Here is a 16,318-nt window from a genome sequence, read left to right on the forward strand (position 1 = left end):
CTTTTCGCAAGCCTCGGAAATCTCTGAAGCCGGGTAAACGAGTTTGCCGAGGATGTCTGAAAACATCGCAGGCTGAAACAGGGTAGGGGTGCCGCAAGGGCATTCCGATCAGGACATAAGGTCGAGGAAACCGACATGAGCGATATCGCAGAACGCGTAAAGAAAATTGTTATTGATCATCTTGGCGTCGATGCCGACAAGGTCGTCGAGAGCGCCAGCTTTATCGACGATCTGGGCGCCGACTCGCTCGACACGGTCGAACTTGTCATGGCTTTCGAAGAAGAATTCGGCGTTGAAATCCCCGACGACGCAGCTGACTCGATCCTGACGGTCGGCGATGCAGTGAAGTTCATTGAGAAGGCCCAGGCCTGATCCTATATATTTGAGAAAGGGCGGGCCTGGAGTCCGCCCTTTTCTTTTCGGCCTATTTCTCCATAGAACATAAGAGACGGGGGAAAGCACGCGATGAGACGTGTCGTCATCACAGGTACCGGCATGGTATCACCCTTGGGATGCGGAACTGAGGTGACGTGGTCGCGGCTGCTCGCCGGCCAGAACGGCGCCCGCCTCGTCACCGAATTCGAGGTCGATGACCTTCCCGCCAAGATCGCCTGCCGTATTCCGCTCGGCGACGGTGCCGACGGCACCTTCAATGTCGATCAGTGGATGGAGCCGAAGGAACAGCGCAAGGTCGATCCCTTCATCATCTTTGGCATGGCTGCCGCCGACATGGCGCTTGCCGATGCCAACTGGCATCCCGAGAGCGATGAGGATCAGATCGCCACCGGCGTGCTGATCGGCTCCGGTATCGGCGGCATCGAAGGCATCGTCGAGGCGGGTTACACCCTGCGCGACAAAGGCCCGCGCCGTATCTCCCCATTCTTCATTCCCGGCCGCTTGATCAATCTGGTTTCCGGTCAGGTTTCGATCCGCCACAAGCTGCGCGGACCCAATCATTCGGTCGTCACCGCCTGCTCGACCGGCGCGCATGCGATCGGCGATGCCGCGCGGCTGATCGCGCTTGGCGACGCAGACGTCATGGTCGCCGGCGGCACGGAATCGCCCGTCAGCCGCATTTCGCTGGCGGGCTTTGCCGCCTGCAAGGCGCTGTCGACCCAGCACAACGACGACCCGCAGAAGGCTTCGCGCCCCTATGACCGCGACCGCGACGGCTTCGTGATGGGCGAAGGCGCCGGCATCGTCGTGCTCGAAGAGCTGGAACATGCCAAGGCGCGCGGCGCCAGGATCTACGCTGAAATCGTCGGCTACGGCCTGTCGGGCGATGCCTATCACATCACCGCGCCGTCAGAAGACGGCGAGGGGGCCGGCCGCTGCATGGCGATGGCGCTGAAGCGCGCCGGGCTGACGCCGGCCGACATCGACTACATCAACGCCCATGGTACTTCGACCATGGCCGACACGATCGAACTCGGGGCGGTCGAGCGGCTGGTCGGCAACGCGGCCTCGAAGATCTCCATGTCCTCGACCAAGTCGGCGACCGGACACCTTCTCGGTGCGGCCGGCGCCATCGAGGCGATCTTCGCTACGCTCGCCATCCGTGACAATATCGCTCCGCCGACACTCAATCTCGATAATCCTGAGCGCGAGACGGCGATCGATCTTGTTCCGCACAAGGCTCGCGAGCGAGAAATCAACGTGGCGCTGTCCAATTCGTTCGGATTCGGGGGCACGAACGCATCGCTCGTGCTGCGCCGTTACGGGGAGTAAAGAGGCCCGCTGCAGAGGCGTGCTGGAGTTGAACGACCGGCAGCGGCTTCGTTGAACCGTGGCAGAACCTGTTTTTGCCGCATTGCTTCGCGAAATAGCGGAATAAGGGCCAAGTTTTAGAGGATTGCCGGTGAGCGATACGACGAACCAGAGCAACGACAGCCAGGCGCAGAAGGGACCGATCATCCCGAAGTCGCCGAACGAGGCCCTGCGTCCGGAACGTGTTCCTGAGCCGCCGAAGCGCTCCAGGAACGCACGCAGCCAGATCGTCCTCTTTCTGAACTTCATCATGACGATGGCGGTCCTGGTCTGCGTCGTCGCAGTCATTGGCTTCTACTACGCGACATCGACCTATCAGAGCCCGGGTCCGCTGCAGACGAACACCAATTTCATCGTCCGCAACGGCGCGGGTCTCGCCGAAATCGCTACCAACCTCGAGCGCAATGCGATCATCTCCGACGCCCGCATCTTCCGATATCTGACGGCGACACATCTTTCCGCCGGCGAGAGCCTGAAGGCCGGCGAATACGAGATCAAGGCGAGAGCCTCCATGAGCGATATCATGGAGCTGCTGAAATCAGGCAAGTCCATTCTCTATTCGGTTTCCTTCCCCGAAGGTCTGACGGTTCGCCAGATGTTCGACCGCATGCTGCAGGACCCGGTGCTGGAAGGCGACCTGCCGGCTGCGCTGCCGGCCGAAGGCAGCCTGCGTCCGGATACCTACAAGTTCTCGCGCGGCACCAAGCGTTCGGAAATCGTCGAACAGATGGCGGCGGCACAGCAGAAGCTCGTCGATCAGGTCTGGGACAAGCGTGATTCCTCGCTGCCGCTGCGATCCAAAGAGGAATTCGTCACACTCGCCTCCATCGTCGAAAAGGAGACCGGCGTTCCCGACGAACGTGCCCATGTCGCTTCCGTTTTCCTGAACCGGCTTGGCAAGGGCATGCGCCTGCAGTCCGATCCGACGATCATCTACGGGCTCTTCGGGGGCGAGGGGAAGCCGGCCGACCGGCCGATCTATCAGTCGGACCTGAAGCGGGATACGCCGTATAATACCTATGTCATCAAGGGTCTGCCGCCGACGCCGATCTCCAATCCCGGCAAGGATGCGCTGGAAGCCGTCGCCAACCCTTGGAAAACCGAGGATCTCTATTTCGTCGCCGACGGTACCGGCGGCCACGTTTTCGCCGCGACGCTCGAAGAGCACAATGCCAACGTCAAGCGCTGGCGCAAGCTCGAGGCCGACAAGGGTTCGGATCCGAACATCGCGGTCGATGGCCAGCCGGAAGAGCAGCCGGCCGAGAATGGCGCGACTGTCGCGCCGCCGCCGAAGAAAAAGAAGATCAACTGAAGATTTCGGAGGCTCGCATGGCTTTGCAGTCCATGACCGGTTTTGCGCGGCGAGAGGGAACGAGCGGCCGCTGGCGCTGGGCATGGGAATTGCGCTCGGTCAACGGCAAGGGCTTCGACCTGCGCCTGCGCCTGCCGCCCGGTCTTGAACGCATGGAGGCGGAGGTCCGCCGCCTTGCCGGCGAAAGTTTCAGCCGCGGCAACCTGCAGGCTTCGCTCTCGGTCACCGCCGACGAGAACCGTTTCGAGGCGGTGCTGAACAGGCAAGCGCTTGCCGCCGTGCTTGCCATGCGCGAGCAGCTGGTGGACGTGATCGATCCGGCGCCGCTGAAGCTCGATACGCTGCTTCTGGTGCGCGGCATCGTGGAGTTCCGCGAGGGCGAGGACGGCGAGGAGGCGCTGGCCGCCCGGGATGCCGATATTGCCGCCGGCCTCATGGCCGCGCTTGCCGACCTCCGGGCGATGCGCGAACAGGAAGGGGCGGCGCTCTCCCGCATTCTTCTCGATCATGTCGCAACGATCGAGGGCCTGACGCGAACGATCGAGACGGATCCCTCGCGCTCGCCGCAGGAGATCGCCTCCCGGCTCGCGGCACAGGTCGCCTTGCTGATGGACGGCATGGCCGCTCTCGACCGCGACAGGCTGCATGCCGAAGCCGCGCTGCTGGCGACCAAGGCGGATCTGCGCGAAGAAATCGACCGCCTGAAGGCGCATGTCGCCGCAGCGCGTGATCTCCTGGTGAAAGGCGGACCTGCCGGGCGCCGGCTGGACTTCCTTGCACAGGAATTTAACCGCGAATCGAATACCATCTGCTCGAAGTCGAATGCCTCGGCGGTTACTGCCGCCGGCATCGAACTGAAAGTCGTGATCGACCAGTTCCGCGAGCAGGTCCAGAATTTGGAGTAGGACATGAAACCGGCGAAATCCTCGCCCGTGCAGATCGCCCGCCGCGGTCTGATGCTTGTCATTTCGTCGCCGTCCGGCGCCGGCAAGTCCACCATCGCACGCACGCTTCTGGAGACCGACAAGCATATCGGTCTTTCCGTCAGCGTCACCACGCGCCAGCGCCGCCCGAGCGAGGTCGAAGGTGTGCATTACCACTTCAAGAGCGTGCGCGAGTTCGAGCGGCTGCGCGACAGCGACGCCCTGCTCGAATGGGCCGAGGTGCATGGCAATTTCTACGGCACGCCGCGCGAGCCGGTCGAGCAAGCCATGGCCGAGGGCCGCGATATGCTCTTCGATATCGATTGGCAGGGCGCCCAGCAGTTGCAGGAGAAGATGTCGGCCGACGTCGTGTCGATCTTCGTGCTGCCGCCGACCATGACGGAACTCCAATCGCGGCTGCACCGCCGTGCCGAAGATTCCGAGGAAGTCATTCAGACGCGCCTCGCCAACAGCCGTGCCGAGATCAGCCACTGGCGCGAGTATGACTATGTCATCGTCAACGACGATCTCAACACCGCCTTCGACGCCGTCCAGTCGATCGTCAAGGCCGAACGCCTGCGCCGCGACCGCCGCCACGGCATGTTCGATTTCGTCCGCGAATTGCTGGAAGAGACGCCGTCGCTTTAAAGCGCATCAAATTTGATTCATGCGACGCGCTTTGGCCTTTTTTATATGCATTTCGTTGTCCCGGAACCGCTGCACACTTCCGGGCGACATGCATTAAAGGCAATTTGCTAACAGGCAGAATTCCTCGACGGACAGGGTCTCCGCCCGCCGGGCCGTATCGATCCCGGCCTTGACGAGCAGGCTCTCGCCGCCGAGCGGCTTCAGGCTCTGGCGCAGCATCTTGCGGCGCTGGCCGAAGGCGGCCTGGGTCACCTTTTCCAGATTGGCGACGGAGCAGGGGATGGGATTTTCCCGCGGCGTCAGATGCACCACCGTCGACGTCACTTTCGGCGGCGGCGTGAAGGCTTGCGGCGGCACGTCGAAGGCCATGCGCGCCTCGGTCCGCCAGCCACTGAGCACGCCGAGCCGGCCGTAATGGTCGTCGTCCTCGCCGGCGACGATACGCTCGCCGACTTCCTTCTGAAACATCAGCGTCAGCGACTGCCAGAACGGCGGCCAGGCCTTCGGCAGCAGCCAGTTGACCAGCAGCTGCGTGCCGACATTATAGGGCAGGTTGGCGATGATCTTGACCGGGCCTTCCGGCGCCAGGGACTCGAAATCCGTTTTCAGCGCATCGCCTTCGATCACCTCCAACCGGCCCGGATAGTGGTCGGCGATCTCGGCAAGCGCCGGCAGGCAGCGTGTGTCCCGTTCGATGGCGATCACCTTTTTGGCGCCGAGCGCCAGGATCGCCCGCGTCAGCCCGCCGGGACCGGGGCCGACTTCGAAAACGGTGGTCCCTTCGAGCCCGCCCGCCGTGCGGGCGATCTTCTGCGTCAGGTTCAGGTCCAGCAGGAAGTTCTGCCCGAGCGCCTTGCGCGCATCAAGGCCGTGACGCTGGATGACGTCGCGAAGCGGCGGCAGGCCATCGAGTGCTGCCATCAGCGGCGGCTTTCCCAAGTGCGGCCGAGCTGCGCGGCGAGCTTCAGCGCCGCAACGAGGCTCTGCTCGCGCGCCAGCCCTTTGCCGGCAATGCCGAAAGCGGTGCCGTGATCCGGCGAGGTGCGCACGAAGGGAAGTCCGAGCGTGACATTGACGCTGTCGTCAAAACCGAGCGCCTTGGCGGGGATCAGGGCCTGATCGTGATACATGCAGATGGCGACATCGTACCGCGCCCGCGCCTCGTCATGAAACATCGTATCGGCGGGCAGGGGGCCAATGGCGTCGATACCCTCGTCGCGCAGGCGCTCGATTGCCGGGCGGATGAGATCCTCGTCTTCCCTGCCGATCGTTCCGGTTTCGCCGGCATGCGGATTGAGGCCGGCAACCGCCAGCCGCGGCGCATCGATACCGAAGCGCTGCCTCAGATCTCCGTGAGCAATCCGGCAGGTTTCCATGACCAAATCCTCCGTCAGCGCCTGCGGCACGTCCCGGAGCGGAATGTGAATGGTGACGGGAATGGCCCTGAGCTTCGGTCCGGACAGCATCATCACAGGGGTCACCGGCCGGCCGGTTGCTCTGGCGGCGAGATCGGCGAGAAATTCGGTATGGCCGGGAAAGCGGAAGCCCGCCTCATAGAGCACGGCCTTGGCGATCGGATTGGTGACGACTGCGAGCGCCTCGCCGCCGATGACAAGCGATACGGCTTTCTCGATCGCCGCGATCGTGCCTTTCGCCGTTGCCGCATGCGGCTCACCCGCCACGACCTCAATGCCAACAGGCACGCTCATGACGGGCAGCGCATCGGCAAATGAGCCGGTAGATTCGTCGGCGCTGTCGATCTCACGGATGGAAACCGCCAGGTTGAGCTGGCGGGCTCGCAAGGCCAGGACATCGGGATCGCCGATCAGGAAAAAAGGCGGCAGGCCGAGTTCACGCCGCCGGAGCCAAGCCATCAGAGTGATATCCGGCCCGATGCCGGCAGGGTCGCCCTGGCTCAGCGCAAGCGGTCGTGAGAACGGTATCGCCATCGTGGTCAGCGATAGGCGATCTGCGCCTTCTTGCGCAGTTCATCCAGGTATTTCTTGCTGTTCTCGTTTTCCGGCGGGCCATTCTTGCCGGCCTTGGACTTGTCGAGATCCTCCTGGCGGAAGACCATTTCAGCGGCCTGGTCGTCGGAAACCTGGCGCTGGCTGCAGATCGCCAGATATTCGACGCCCTTGTCGGTGACGCGGGTACCAGTCGTGTTGCCCTTGGCCTGCTCGACCAGAGGCTTCCAATCCGGCGGGATCTCGGGAGCGAGCATGCGGCCGAGGTCGCGCACGGCGACATCGCGCATCGTTGCGGCAAAGACCTTTGACTGGTCGCAACCGGGGAATTTCGAGCGCGACGCCTCGGCCTCGCCCTTGCGCTTGCCGGTGATGGCGGCGCGCTTGGCTTGCGGGATGACGAAGATGATCTGCTGCAGCATATATTCCGTCGTCACCGGCTTCTGCTTGTTGTTCTGCATCATGCGCGAGACGAGATCGTAATTCGACAGCCGCGAGGTCGAGCCGTAACGCGCATTGACGACACGCGGCCAGCTCATCTGCACGGCGATGAAGCCTTTGAAATGGTCGACGCCGACGCCGGCACGATCGAGGATTTGCGACATCTGTTCGACGGAAAGCTTGTTGCCGGCCGAAAAGCGCGCGAAAGACGCATCGACGTCCTGCTGCGAAACCGACATGCGGACGCGGGCGACCTCCTGCCGCTTGAGCGTTTCGTCGATCAACTGCTCCTTGGCGGTCTTGGCATCGGCCTTCGTATGCTGCAGGCGCAGGAAGGCCTGCCGCTTGGCGACATCGCCGCTGGTGATGGCAGTGCCGTTCACCACGGCCTGGACTTCGCTTGCTGCCAGCGCCGGGCCGGCAAGGCCCATCAAGGCAAGCGCTGCGCCGGCGAGGAAGGCGGTTATGGCTTTTTTCGCGTCAATCATCTGTTGACCTCCCATTAGCGCCGCGTGACGTTGTTCGCGGCGTCCTTACCACAGTGCGAGACACGCGGAAATCGCCTCCGTCACGGCGCAAATCCCCTATGCCTCAGATATCGGCTGGCGGCAATGTCCTGCACAGGCTTACGGCGAAAGAATGACCTGAAGCCATGTTTACGCCGTTCGCCTGCTAGTTGGAGAGGCTATCGGAGCCGATCTTGATGTCGCCGAGCGTGCGGAACGTCAGCCGCGCGCCGATTGTCCAGTCGCTTGCCGACTCGTCCTCGGAATCCCGGCTGTCGGTATAGGCGATCGTGAAGATCGTGCACTCGTCCTCATAGGAAAGGCCGAGCGTCCGGCGGCTGATCACATCATTGTTCAGATCCCAGGCGATGCCGCCGAAGATCGACCAATAGTCCTTGAACTTGACTCTGCTGCTGGTCTGGATCTCGTCATTGTCCTCGGCGAAGCCGTAGGCCGGCTGGGCGCTGAGATGGGTGTAGGTCACCTGCGTCTGGAAGGTGTCGTTCTGGTAGGCCGTTGTCAGGTCGCCGCGCCGGAACTCGAAATCCTTCTCGTCGAGACGGTAGGAAGCGGCGACGGACACACCGTATGGCGTTTCGACGCCGCCGAGACCGACATAATCGGAGCGGTCGGTTTCGAGGCCCGAATCCGCGCCGACATTGACGAGGTCATCGGTCGCGAACGAGTTCTGGCCGGCGATCTGGTAAGACTGGCCGAATATGCCGTGCAGCTTGTAACCGCTGTCGAAAGTCCCGGTATACTGGACGCCGAGATTGGCGCGGGTGCCGCCTTCAATACGGTCGTAGCCTGAGAACTTGTCGCGATCGAAAAGCGACGTCGCGTCGAAGACGAAGCTCTGAGCATCCTCGTTCGGCAGCCGGCCGGCGAGTTGCTCGTCGGGGCGGGCATAGATCTGTGCGATCGGCTCGAGGATATGGGTGCTGTTATCAGTCGTCATCAGAATGGGATAACGCACCTCCAGCCCGGCGGTGAGCATCGAACGGGTGGCGGAATTGTCGTCAAGGTAATTGCCGGCGTAACCTGTGGGGTCGTTCATGTTCAGCGCGAAAGCGTCGCCGCGCGCGGCCAGAAGCGGCGTGATCACCAGGCCGGTCGGCGTAACGTAGGTGCGTTTCCACTGAAGTTCGGCGGTCAGGCGCGACGTCTGGCCCTTCAGGCCGCGGAAGCGGTCGAAGCCGTCGACAGTGTAAAAGTCGTCATGTGTGCGCGAAATATTCGTCAGGTTGACGTCCGCGGAAAGCTCGCCGCCTGCAAGCGGCTGAGGCGCTACATAATGATAATCGAGCGAGGGATAGACGATCGCCTGCTGTTTCTCGGCGGTGTTCGTGCGGTCGGCATCCTGGACGTCGAAATAAAACGCCCGCATGTCGAAATAATTCCGCTTGCCGAGCCCAGTCAGGTAGATCTGGTTCGTGCGATCCGTGCCGCTCAAGCCACGGAGCTTGTAGGTCTTCGAGAAATTGTTGTCGCTCTGCATCATGACGTCCCAGCCGAACGTCCAGCGCGGATTGATGCGGAACTCTGCCTTCGACGCCACCATGCCGCGCTGCTCGGCTTCGGCATCGCTGGTACCGGAGCTGAAATTGCCCGGGTTCGCTTGGTCGATGCCGGCGACGCGCAGAATATGCGTGCCGTTTTCGAAGCGTTGGCGGAATTCGCCTTCGACGAGGAAGCCCTGCGCCGTGTAGCCGGTTGCGGTGACCGTCGCATCCATGCTCGGCGAGATCACGTAATAATAAGGAATGGAAAGACCGAAGCCGAGATTCTGCGACAGGCTCATTGTCGGGAACAGGAAACCGGACTTGCGCTTCACCGTATTGTCGGGAACCTCGATGAACGGCACGAAGGCAATCGGGTAACCGAGCAACTCGAAGCGGGCTCGCTCCAGACGGATCGTATGGGTCTCGCCATTCTGGATCACGCGCTTGGCCTTGACTTGCCAGAAGGGCGCGCGCTTCGGATCTTCGGCGCAGGGCAGGCAGGCGGTGTAGACGCCCTTGTTGAGAATCATCTTCGTGCCGCCGACACGCTCGCCGCTCTCCGCGACGATACGCGTATTATCGGAGGTCTCGATGCGCAGCGAGTTCAGGAATCCGTCGGCAAAATTGTCGGTCACGTCAAGGTTGTCGGCATAGATGCGGTTGCCGTCCGGACTGACCATCTCGACATTGCCGATCGCAGTCATCCGGCCGGTCTTCTGATTGTACTCGACCTTCTGCGCGACCATCTTGTAGCCGCCATAGTTGATCTGCACGCCGCCGACCGCCGAGACGATTTCGGCGTCACGGTTATAGACGAGTTCATTGGCGGAAAGCAGAAGCTTGGCGCCTTCAGGAATCTTATTCTCGATATTTTGCTCAGGCGTGCTGGCCTGGCCGTAGGAGGCCGGGACGCTGCCGAAATAGGAACATAGAGCCGCACCGACAAGCAGGGCAACCGATTGTTTACTAATATACTTGCGGTCGCCTACCGCCACTAGCCGTCCTCCTGATGAAGCAAAATAGTCGCGCCCAAGGCCAGCGCGACGACCACCGGTATCCAGGTCGCCACGAAGGGAGGCACGACTCCACTGCTTCCGAATGCTTTAACAAGCACGGTGATGACATAAAGCATGAAGCCTGACAGGATTCCACCCAGAATCACGGAGCGGGATTGGTTGAACCGGCTAAATTTTAGGGACACTGTTGCAGCAATGAGAGTCATGGCCACCAGCAGCAATGGCTGGGACAACAGAGAGTTGAATTGCGTCTCCAATGCCTTGGTCGAGATGCCGAAGGATTTGGCCGCCGCAATGCGGTTGGAAAGGTCAAAGAAACCAATTGTTTCCGGCGCTGTCAGCCGCTCCTGAACGAAATCCTGTTTCAGATTGGTGCGAAGTTGGACCGAAGCTTTGCGCAGCGGGATTTCGCCAGGCTTGCGCTCGACGACACCGTTAAGCTGCCAGTAACCATCTTCCAACTTAGCCGTGGCGGCATCCTGTCTCATAATGACTCGGCCGCTTGAATCGAAATGGATCAACACGGCGTCGACCAGCTTGGTTCCGTTCTCCTGGACCGTCTGGGCGCCGATGATGACATCGTCCCGGCCGCTGATCTGGCGCAGCCACGGAATCTGTGGCGCCTTGCGCAGAACCGCGTTTTCGCCGCGCCAGTCGGATTCGACGAGCAGCGCCTGGCGCTGTCCCCAGGCGGCAAGCGGGTTGAGCGCCGTCGTCGTCAGCACGCCGAGCGCCAGTGAGCCGGCGACGAAGGGGAACATGAACTGCCAGACCGAGATGCCGGCTGCGCGGGTGACGACGAGCTCATATTTGCGATTGAGCCCGATCAAAACCGTCATGCCGACGAAGAGTGCGACGAAGGGGATTGTCTGCTGCAGGATGAGGGGCAGGCGCACGGCGGTCATCACGATGCCGCCGCCGATCGTGTAGCCAGGCAGGCCGGACATGCGTCCCGCCGTCTCGCTGAAATCAAGGAGAAAGGCGATCGCCGACGCGCCGATCAGGAACCAGGCGGTCGTCGCCAGGTAGCGGCGAAAGAAATAACGCGACAATGTCCCGAACATCATTGGGCAGCGCCCCCGCCGGACCTGCTGGTCGCGGCAAGCAGTCGTTCCTGCGTTCGTCTCCAGGAAGCCGATATCCGGTCCCTTATGAACGAAGGCATGACCGGTCGCTTGTGCAGGCTGAGGAAGATGATCGAGACGATGCTGCTGACGATCGGAAGGGCGTAGAGAACGGCGATATATTCCGGATCGGTGTCGATCTGGTTCGCCGCGTAGAAGGCAGCCCATCGCAGCGCGAAGGCATAGCCGAGCGCGCTCACCATCGGATGCAGGCGCGCTTCGCGGTGCGAGCGCGCGTCGCCGGCGATTGCCAGCGAAAACAGGGCAAAGACGACTGGCAGGATCCAGTCCGTCAGCCGCCGATGCAGTTCGGCGCGATAGCTCTGCGGCCGGATCGTAAAGTCTTTGTCGTTCGGATCCGGATTGAACAGGAACCACAGGTCACGGTCGCTGGCTTTCAGTGTCGCCTGGCCGCGGCTCTCGGTCATGTCCGAGAGGTCGAAGGAATAGGAATCGAAATTGATGACCGAGACGTTGCCGTCGGGCGTTTTGCGATGCACCTCGCCGTCATGCATGATCAGCGTCGTGCCGGTATCGTCGACGGCGCCTTCCTTGGCGTAATAGATCAGCTCATATGCCGGATCCCGCTCGTCGGCGACAAACAGGCCCTTCAGCATGCGGCCCGCCAGGCGCTGCGAGATCTGCACGTAGAGACCCTCGTCGAGCTTACGGAAGGTCTTTTCTTCGATGACCGAGGAGAGAAGATCGGCGTAGGTCTCGGCGATCATCTGACGCGCCACGGTCTTTGCCCGCGGCTCGACGATATTGTCAACGAAGAAGGAAAAGACGCTGATGACGGCGGCGAGCAGCAGGATCGGGCGGATCAGAATGCTGCGCCGTGCCCCGGCCGCGTCGATGACGGTCAGCTCGGAATCGTTGTTCATCGTCGTCAGCGTCTGGGTGATGGCGATGACAAGCGCGAAGGGCAGCACGACAGGAATGATCGACGGCAGGATCATCGTCGCCAGTTTGGCGAACGAACCGATCGACTGGCCGCTGTCGGTGACGAGGTTGATGCGCTGCAGCACCTGTGTCGTCCAAATGATCGCCAGCACAGGCAGGAGCGCCACGAGAAACATCTGGCCGACGCGCCGCAATATGTATGTCTCGAGTAGTTTCATGCCGGCCCTTGAAAGCACCTGCAGGCCCAAACGGCTTGCAGGAGAATCCCTCTACGCTCTTTGTCGCGGTTTTGCGACAAGCAGGTGTCAAAAATTCATTCAAATTTCAGAATTTTTTTGGTGCTGTTGCGACTCAGTTAATGCCAGCAGCGCTGCGAAGACGACCAGCGAGGAGAGCCATCCGAGCGTCACGTCCGAGAGATAATGCGCGCCGAAGGACAGCCGCAGGGCCGGGGTCAGGATCGAGACGGCGACGATCGGCGGTACCAGCGCGTAGCGCAGCGATTTCGGAACGAAGAGCAGCAGGCAGAACAGCCAGCCGGCGCTCGCTGCCTCGCCGGAGACGAAGGAGCAGTTGGAGACGCATTTGCCGGCAAGCGAGCCGGCCTCGACGAAATGCAGGGCGCCGCCGAAAATATCAGTCTGCACCGGCCGCGGCCGGCCCCAATGTTCCTTCAGAATGACATTGACCAGCAGCACCGGCCCGATCAGCAGCGTTCCCAAGGCAACCTTAAGCTTGCGCGCCCGCTCGGCATTGAAGGTTGCGCCGTGCTGCTGGTAGCACTCGATCAATTTCCACAGCATCACGATCGCCACGACATAGGGGAGGCGGAAGAAGATGGTGCGCAGCAGGTCGAAGTTCCCCGAGTCGCGATAGGGAAAACCGCCGCAGATGCTTCCGGCAGCGGCGGTCGCGTCACAACCGGTCTCCAGGAAAAAAAGCTGGGAAAAATAGATGTCGATCCCGGGGAAGGCGCGGAAGACGATCAGCAGCCCCCACCACGCCCAGAATAACAGCATGAATGCACCGAAAGTCGTCTTCGGCAGGCGGATCACCGGGCTCCGCCATCGATTTTTCGAAAAATCTGTCAACGCGAATATCTACGAAACTGACGGAAACATGTGGGCCTGGACGGCCGCGGGCGACCATAACAAGTGTCGCAAGCCATTGACAGACCCGGCAAACGCGAAATTATCCGCCAGGGACGGATTTCCAAGAATCCCAGCGGAGAAGACATGTCAGCAAAGTTCGAAATTTCATTCGCGAAGTCGGCAAAGCTCAATAGTGGGCTGGCGATCCTGTTGAAGACCGTGGAGGCCGACGCCGCCGCCGGCGCTGAAACGGCCGATCCGGCAGGCGTGATCGCCAAGGCTGCAAAGATCGCGCGATTCTCCGGAAAATCCATGGCCGCGCTCGATATCGTCGCCCCGGAAGGCGCACCGGTCGAGCGCATCGTCGTTCTCGGCCTTGGCAAGGCGGCCGAACTTACCGCTCATGACTGGCTGAAGGCCGGCGGCGCTGCGGCATCGAAAATCAAGAATACAGACAGGGCGGCCGTCTTCCTCGACGTTCCCGGCGTCGCGACGGACGCGCGCGCCGCCGCCGATTTTGCGCTCGGCATGCTGCTACGCGCCTATAGCTTCGATTCCTATAAGACAAAGAAGAATGACGATGAGGAGAAGCCGACGAAATCCGTCAAGGTGACGATCGTCACCGCCGATGCGACCGGCGCCAAGAAGGCGTTTTCCGCTTCCGAAGCGATAGCCGGCGGCGTCAATCTCGCCCGTGACCTCGTAAACGAACCGCCGAACGCACTCGGACCTGTCGAATTCGCCGCCAGGGCAAAGGAGCTGGAAATGCTCGGCGTCGAGGTGGAGATCCTGACCGAGAAGGAAATGCGCCGTCTCGGCATGGGCGCCTTGCTCGGCGTCGCCCAAGGTTCGGTGCGCCCGCCACGCCTGGCGGTCATGCAGTGGAAGGGCGGCAAGGGCAAGGATCGTCCGATCGCCTTCATCGGCAAGGGCGTCGTCTTCGACACCGGCGGCATTTCGATCAAGCCGGCCGCCGGGATGGAGGACATGAAGGGCGATATGGGCGGCGCCGCAGCCGTGACCGGGCTCATGCATGTGCTCGCCTCCCGCAAGGCCGCCGTCAACGCCGTTGGCATCATCGGCCTGGTCGAGAACATGCCTGACGGCAACGCCCAGCGTCCCGGCGATATCGTCACCTCTATGTCCGGCCAGACGATCGAGGTGATCAATACCGATGCCGAGGGCCGCCTCGTGCTCTGCGATGCGCTCTGGTATTGCAACGATCGCTTCAAGCCGCAATTCATGATCAATCTCGCCACCCTGACCGGCGCGATCGTCGTGGCGCTCGGCAATGTGCATGCGGGTCTGTTCTCAAATGACGACCAGCTTTCCGCCCAGCTGACGGCAGCCGGCCTTTCCACAAATGAGAAACTCTGGCGCATGCCGCTCGGCAAGGATTACGACAAGCTGATCGACAGCAAGTTCGCCGACATGAAGAACACCGGTGGCCGGCAGGCCGGCTCGATCACCGCCGCGCATTTCCTCAAGCGTTTCGTGCAGGAGACACCCTGGGCCCATCTCGATATTGCCGGCACGGCGATGGGCTCGCCGCAAGACGAGATCAACCAGTCGTGGGGTTCCGGTTTCGGCGTGCGCCTGCTCGACGAACTTGTCCGCGCCCATTATGAATCCTGATGACCGACATTCTCTTCTATCATCTGACCGAAACCAAGCTGGAAGACGCGCTTCCGCCGCTTATCGACAAAAGCGTCGAGCGCGGCTGGCGCGTCGCCGTGCAGACGCGTGAGCCGGCGCGGCGCGATGCTCTCGATGCGCATCTTTGGACGTTCCGCGAGGAGACCTTCCTGCCGCACGGCACCGACGAGGCCGATTTCGCCGAGAACCAGCCGGTGCTTTTGACGGTCACACCTGACAACGCCAATGCGGCCACGGTGCGTTTCATCGTCGACGGCGCCGAGCCGCCGCCGGCAGACTCTTACGAGCGCATCGTCTTCATGTTCGACGGTCACGATCAGGAGCAACTGGAAGCGGCGCGCGCGCAATGGAAGAGGCTGAAAGGCGAGGGGCATAACCTCACCTACTGGCAGCAGACGCCGGAAGGGCGGTGGGAGAAGAAGGCCTAAGAGCCTTCGGGGCGGTCCTTGCCGTCGGGCTGAAACAGGCAAGGACCGCCAAGTGGCTCAATCGTGGAAGGCTTCGACGAATTTCCGTTTGCCGAGCATGAAGGCGTCGGCGACATGGCGCAGCGGCGCCAGATCGACATCCGATTTGCCGGTCTTGATGATTTCGGCAAAGCGACGGTAGAGCGAGGGATATTCCTGCTCCGGCTCGGCGAATGTCAGCGTGCCGTTAATCGAAAGCTTGGCGCCGCCTTCGGCAAGCACCATCTGACCGGCCGCCGTTTCGGCGACAATGTCCCAGCTCTGCTTGCCGGTCTGGCGCCAGTCGAATTCAGCTCGAACCGGCAGGCCGTCGGCATTGCGGAAATGAATGTCGGCGGCGATCGGCGCATCGCGGTTTTCGGGGAATTCGAGCACGGCCTCGGTGATGAAGATCGGCCGCGGCAGGATGTGGGTGACGATCGACAGCGCATTGATGCCGGGATCGAAAACGCCGAGACCACCGGCCTGCCAGATCCATTCCTGGTTCGGATGCCAGTGGCGGACGTCTTCCTTCCAGATCACATGCACGCTCTCGATCGTCGTCGAAGCAAGAAACTCCTTGGCGGCTTCGACCGCCGGCGCATAGCGCGAATGCCAGCTGGCAAACAGCGACGTGCCCTGCTTTGCGGCAAGCGCCTCGAGGTCGGCGACTTCGCTCAGCGTCGCACCGGGCGGCTTTTCCAGGAAGACGTGTTTGCCGGCGACGAGCGCCTTATAGGCGGCCTCGTAGCGATATTGCGGCGGCATGCAGAGCGAAACCGCATCGATCGAGGGCTCGGCGTCGAGCATCGCCTCGATCGTCGTATAGCTGTTGATGCCCTCGACCGTGCCGTGGCGGCTGGCCGTGGCGGCGAGCTTGAAATCGGCGTTCTTGGCGATGGAGGGGAGGTGCTGGTCGCGGACGATCTTGCCGACGCCCACGATGGCGAGATTGATAGGAGACATGGTGTTTCGCTCGAACCTGTGAAAAGTATGATTTATTGCGCTTCTTGTAG

Annotated in this window: 15 protein-coding genes; 7 read left to right on the plus strand and 8 right to left on the minus strand. The window is 61.8% G+C overall.

Going from position 1 to position 16,318, the window contains the following annotated elements; all coding sequences use genetic code 11:
- The first annotated feature begins 135 nt into the window (after positions 1–135).
- The 5 genes from EFR00_RS11435 to gmk all read left to right on the plus strand — a co-directional run bounded on the left by EFR00_RS11435 (position 136) and on the right by gmk (position 4,650).
- Positions 136–372 (plus strand): acyl carrier protein, encoded by a 237-nt coding sequence (locus EFR00_RS11435; protein WP_003547058.1) that lies wholly within the window; start codon positions 136–138, stop codon positions 370–372.
- 93 nt (positions 373–465) lie between these two features.
- Positions 466–1,728 (plus strand): beta-ketoacyl-ACP synthase II, encoded by a 1,263-nt coding sequence (fabF, locus tag EFR00_RS11440; protein WP_077993198.1) that lies wholly within the window; start codon positions 466–468, stop codon positions 1,726–1,728.
- A gap of 130 nt (positions 1,729–1,858) precedes the next feature.
- Positions 1,859–3,079 carry an endolytic transglycosylase MltG gene (mltG, locus tag EFR00_RS11445; protein WP_077993422.1) on the plus strand — a complete coding sequence of 407 codons (1,221 nt, stop codon included), beginning with the start codon at positions 1,859–1,861 and terminating at the stop codon, positions 3,077–3,079.
- A gap of 17 nt (positions 3,080–3,096) precedes the next feature.
- Entirely contained in the window at positions 3,097–3,984 is an 888-nt protein-coding gene (locus EFR00_RS11450) for a YicC/YloC family endoribonuclease (RefSeq protein ID WP_038688007.1), read from the plus strand.
- 3 nt (positions 3,985–3,987) lie between these two features.
- Positions 3,988–4,650 carry a guanylate kinase gene (gene gmk / locus EFR00_RS11455; RefSeq protein WP_077993199.1) on the plus strand — a complete coding sequence of 221 codons (663 nt, stop codon included), beginning with the start codon at positions 3,988–3,990 and terminating at the stop codon, positions 4,648–4,650.
- Between the two features lie 93 nt (positions 4,651–4,743).
- Here gmk and rsmA read toward each other — a convergent pair whose 3' ends face one another.
- From rsmA to EFR00_RS11490, 7 genes are all read right to left on the minus strand, one after another.
- Entirely contained in the window at positions 4,744–5,571 is an 828-nt protein-coding gene (gene rsmA / locus EFR00_RS11460) for a 16S rRNA (adenine(1518)-N(6)/adenine(1519)-N(6))-dimethyltransferase RsmA (RefSeq protein ID WP_077993200.1), read from the minus strand.
- On the minus strand, positions 5,571–6,599 hold the full coding sequence (gene pdxA / locus EFR00_RS11465; RefSeq protein WP_077993201.1) for a 4-hydroxythreonine-4-phosphate dehydrogenase PdxA: 1,029 nt from the start codon (positions 6,597–6,599) through the stop codon (positions 5,571–5,573). The genes rsmA and pdxA overlap by 1 nt, the downstream gene beginning before the upstream one ends.
- Before the next feature lie 5 nt (positions 6,600–6,604).
- Entirely contained in the window at positions 6,605–7,546 is a 942-nt protein-coding gene (locus tag EFR00_RS11470; RefSeq protein WP_009993161.1) for a SurA N-terminal domain-containing protein, read from the minus strand.
- A 184-nt stretch (positions 7,547–7,730) separates the two neighbouring features.
- Positions 7,731–10,061, minus strand: a complete 2,331-nt coding sequence (locus EFR00_RS11475) for an LPS-assembly protein LptD (RefSeq protein WP_077993202.1) — start codon at positions 10,059–10,061, stop codon at positions 7,731–7,733.
- The gene (gene lptG / locus EFR00_RS11480) at positions 10,061–11,149 is read right to left on the minus strand and encodes an LPS export ABC transporter permease LptG (RefSeq protein ID WP_009991368.1); all 1,089 of its coding nucleotides are present in this window, start codon (positions 11,147–11,149) and stop codon (positions 10,061–10,063) included. Before lptG ends, EFR00_RS11475 begins: the two co-directional genes overlap by 1 nt.
- Positions 11,146–12,327: an LptF/LptG family permease gene (locus EFR00_RS11485; protein ID WP_077993424.1), complete on the minus strand. Its 1,182-nt coding sequence runs from the start codon at positions 12,325–12,327 to the stop codon at positions 11,146–11,148. The genes lptG and EFR00_RS11485 overlap by 4 nt, the downstream gene beginning before the upstream one ends.
- Positions 12,328–12,426: 99 nt before the next feature.
- Positions 12,427–13,200, minus strand: a complete 774-nt coding sequence (locus EFR00_RS11490; RefSeq protein WP_077993203.1) for a phosphatase PAP2 family protein — start codon at positions 13,198–13,200, stop codon at positions 12,427–12,429.
- A 144-nt stretch (positions 13,201–13,344) separates the two neighbouring features.
- On the opposite strand from EFR00_RS11490, the gene EFR00_RS11495 reads away from it, so the two are divergent.
- Both EFR00_RS11495 and EFR00_RS11500 read left to right on the plus strand, forming a co-directional pair.
- Positions 13,345–14,835 carry a leucyl aminopeptidase gene (locus EFR00_RS11495; protein WP_077993205.1) on the plus strand — a complete coding sequence of 497 codons (1,491 nt, stop codon included), beginning with the start codon at positions 13,345–13,347 and terminating at the stop codon, positions 14,833–14,835.
- Positions 14,835–15,284, plus strand: coding sequence for a DNA polymerase III subunit chi (locus EFR00_RS11500; RefSeq protein WP_009988967.1), 450 nt, complete (start codon positions 14,835–14,837; stop codon positions 15,282–15,284). The genes EFR00_RS11495 and EFR00_RS11500 overlap by 1 nt, the downstream gene beginning before the upstream one ends.
- Positions 15,285–15,341: 57 nt before the next feature.
- Here EFR00_RS11500 and EFR00_RS11505 read toward each other — a convergent pair whose 3' ends face one another.
- Positions 15,342–16,268 carry a Gfo/Idh/MocA family protein gene (locus EFR00_RS11505; protein WP_077993207.1) on the minus strand — a complete coding sequence of 309 codons (927 nt, stop codon included), beginning with the start codon at positions 16,266–16,268 and terminating at the stop codon, positions 15,342–15,344.
- Positions 16,269–16,318: the final 50 nt, after the last annotated feature.

Source organism: Rhizobium sophoriradicis (assembly GCF_003939025.1).
In the GTDB taxonomy this organism is placed as follows: domain Bacteria; phylum Pseudomonadota; class Alphaproteobacteria; order Rhizobiales; family Rhizobiaceae; genus Rhizobium; species Rhizobium sophoriradicis.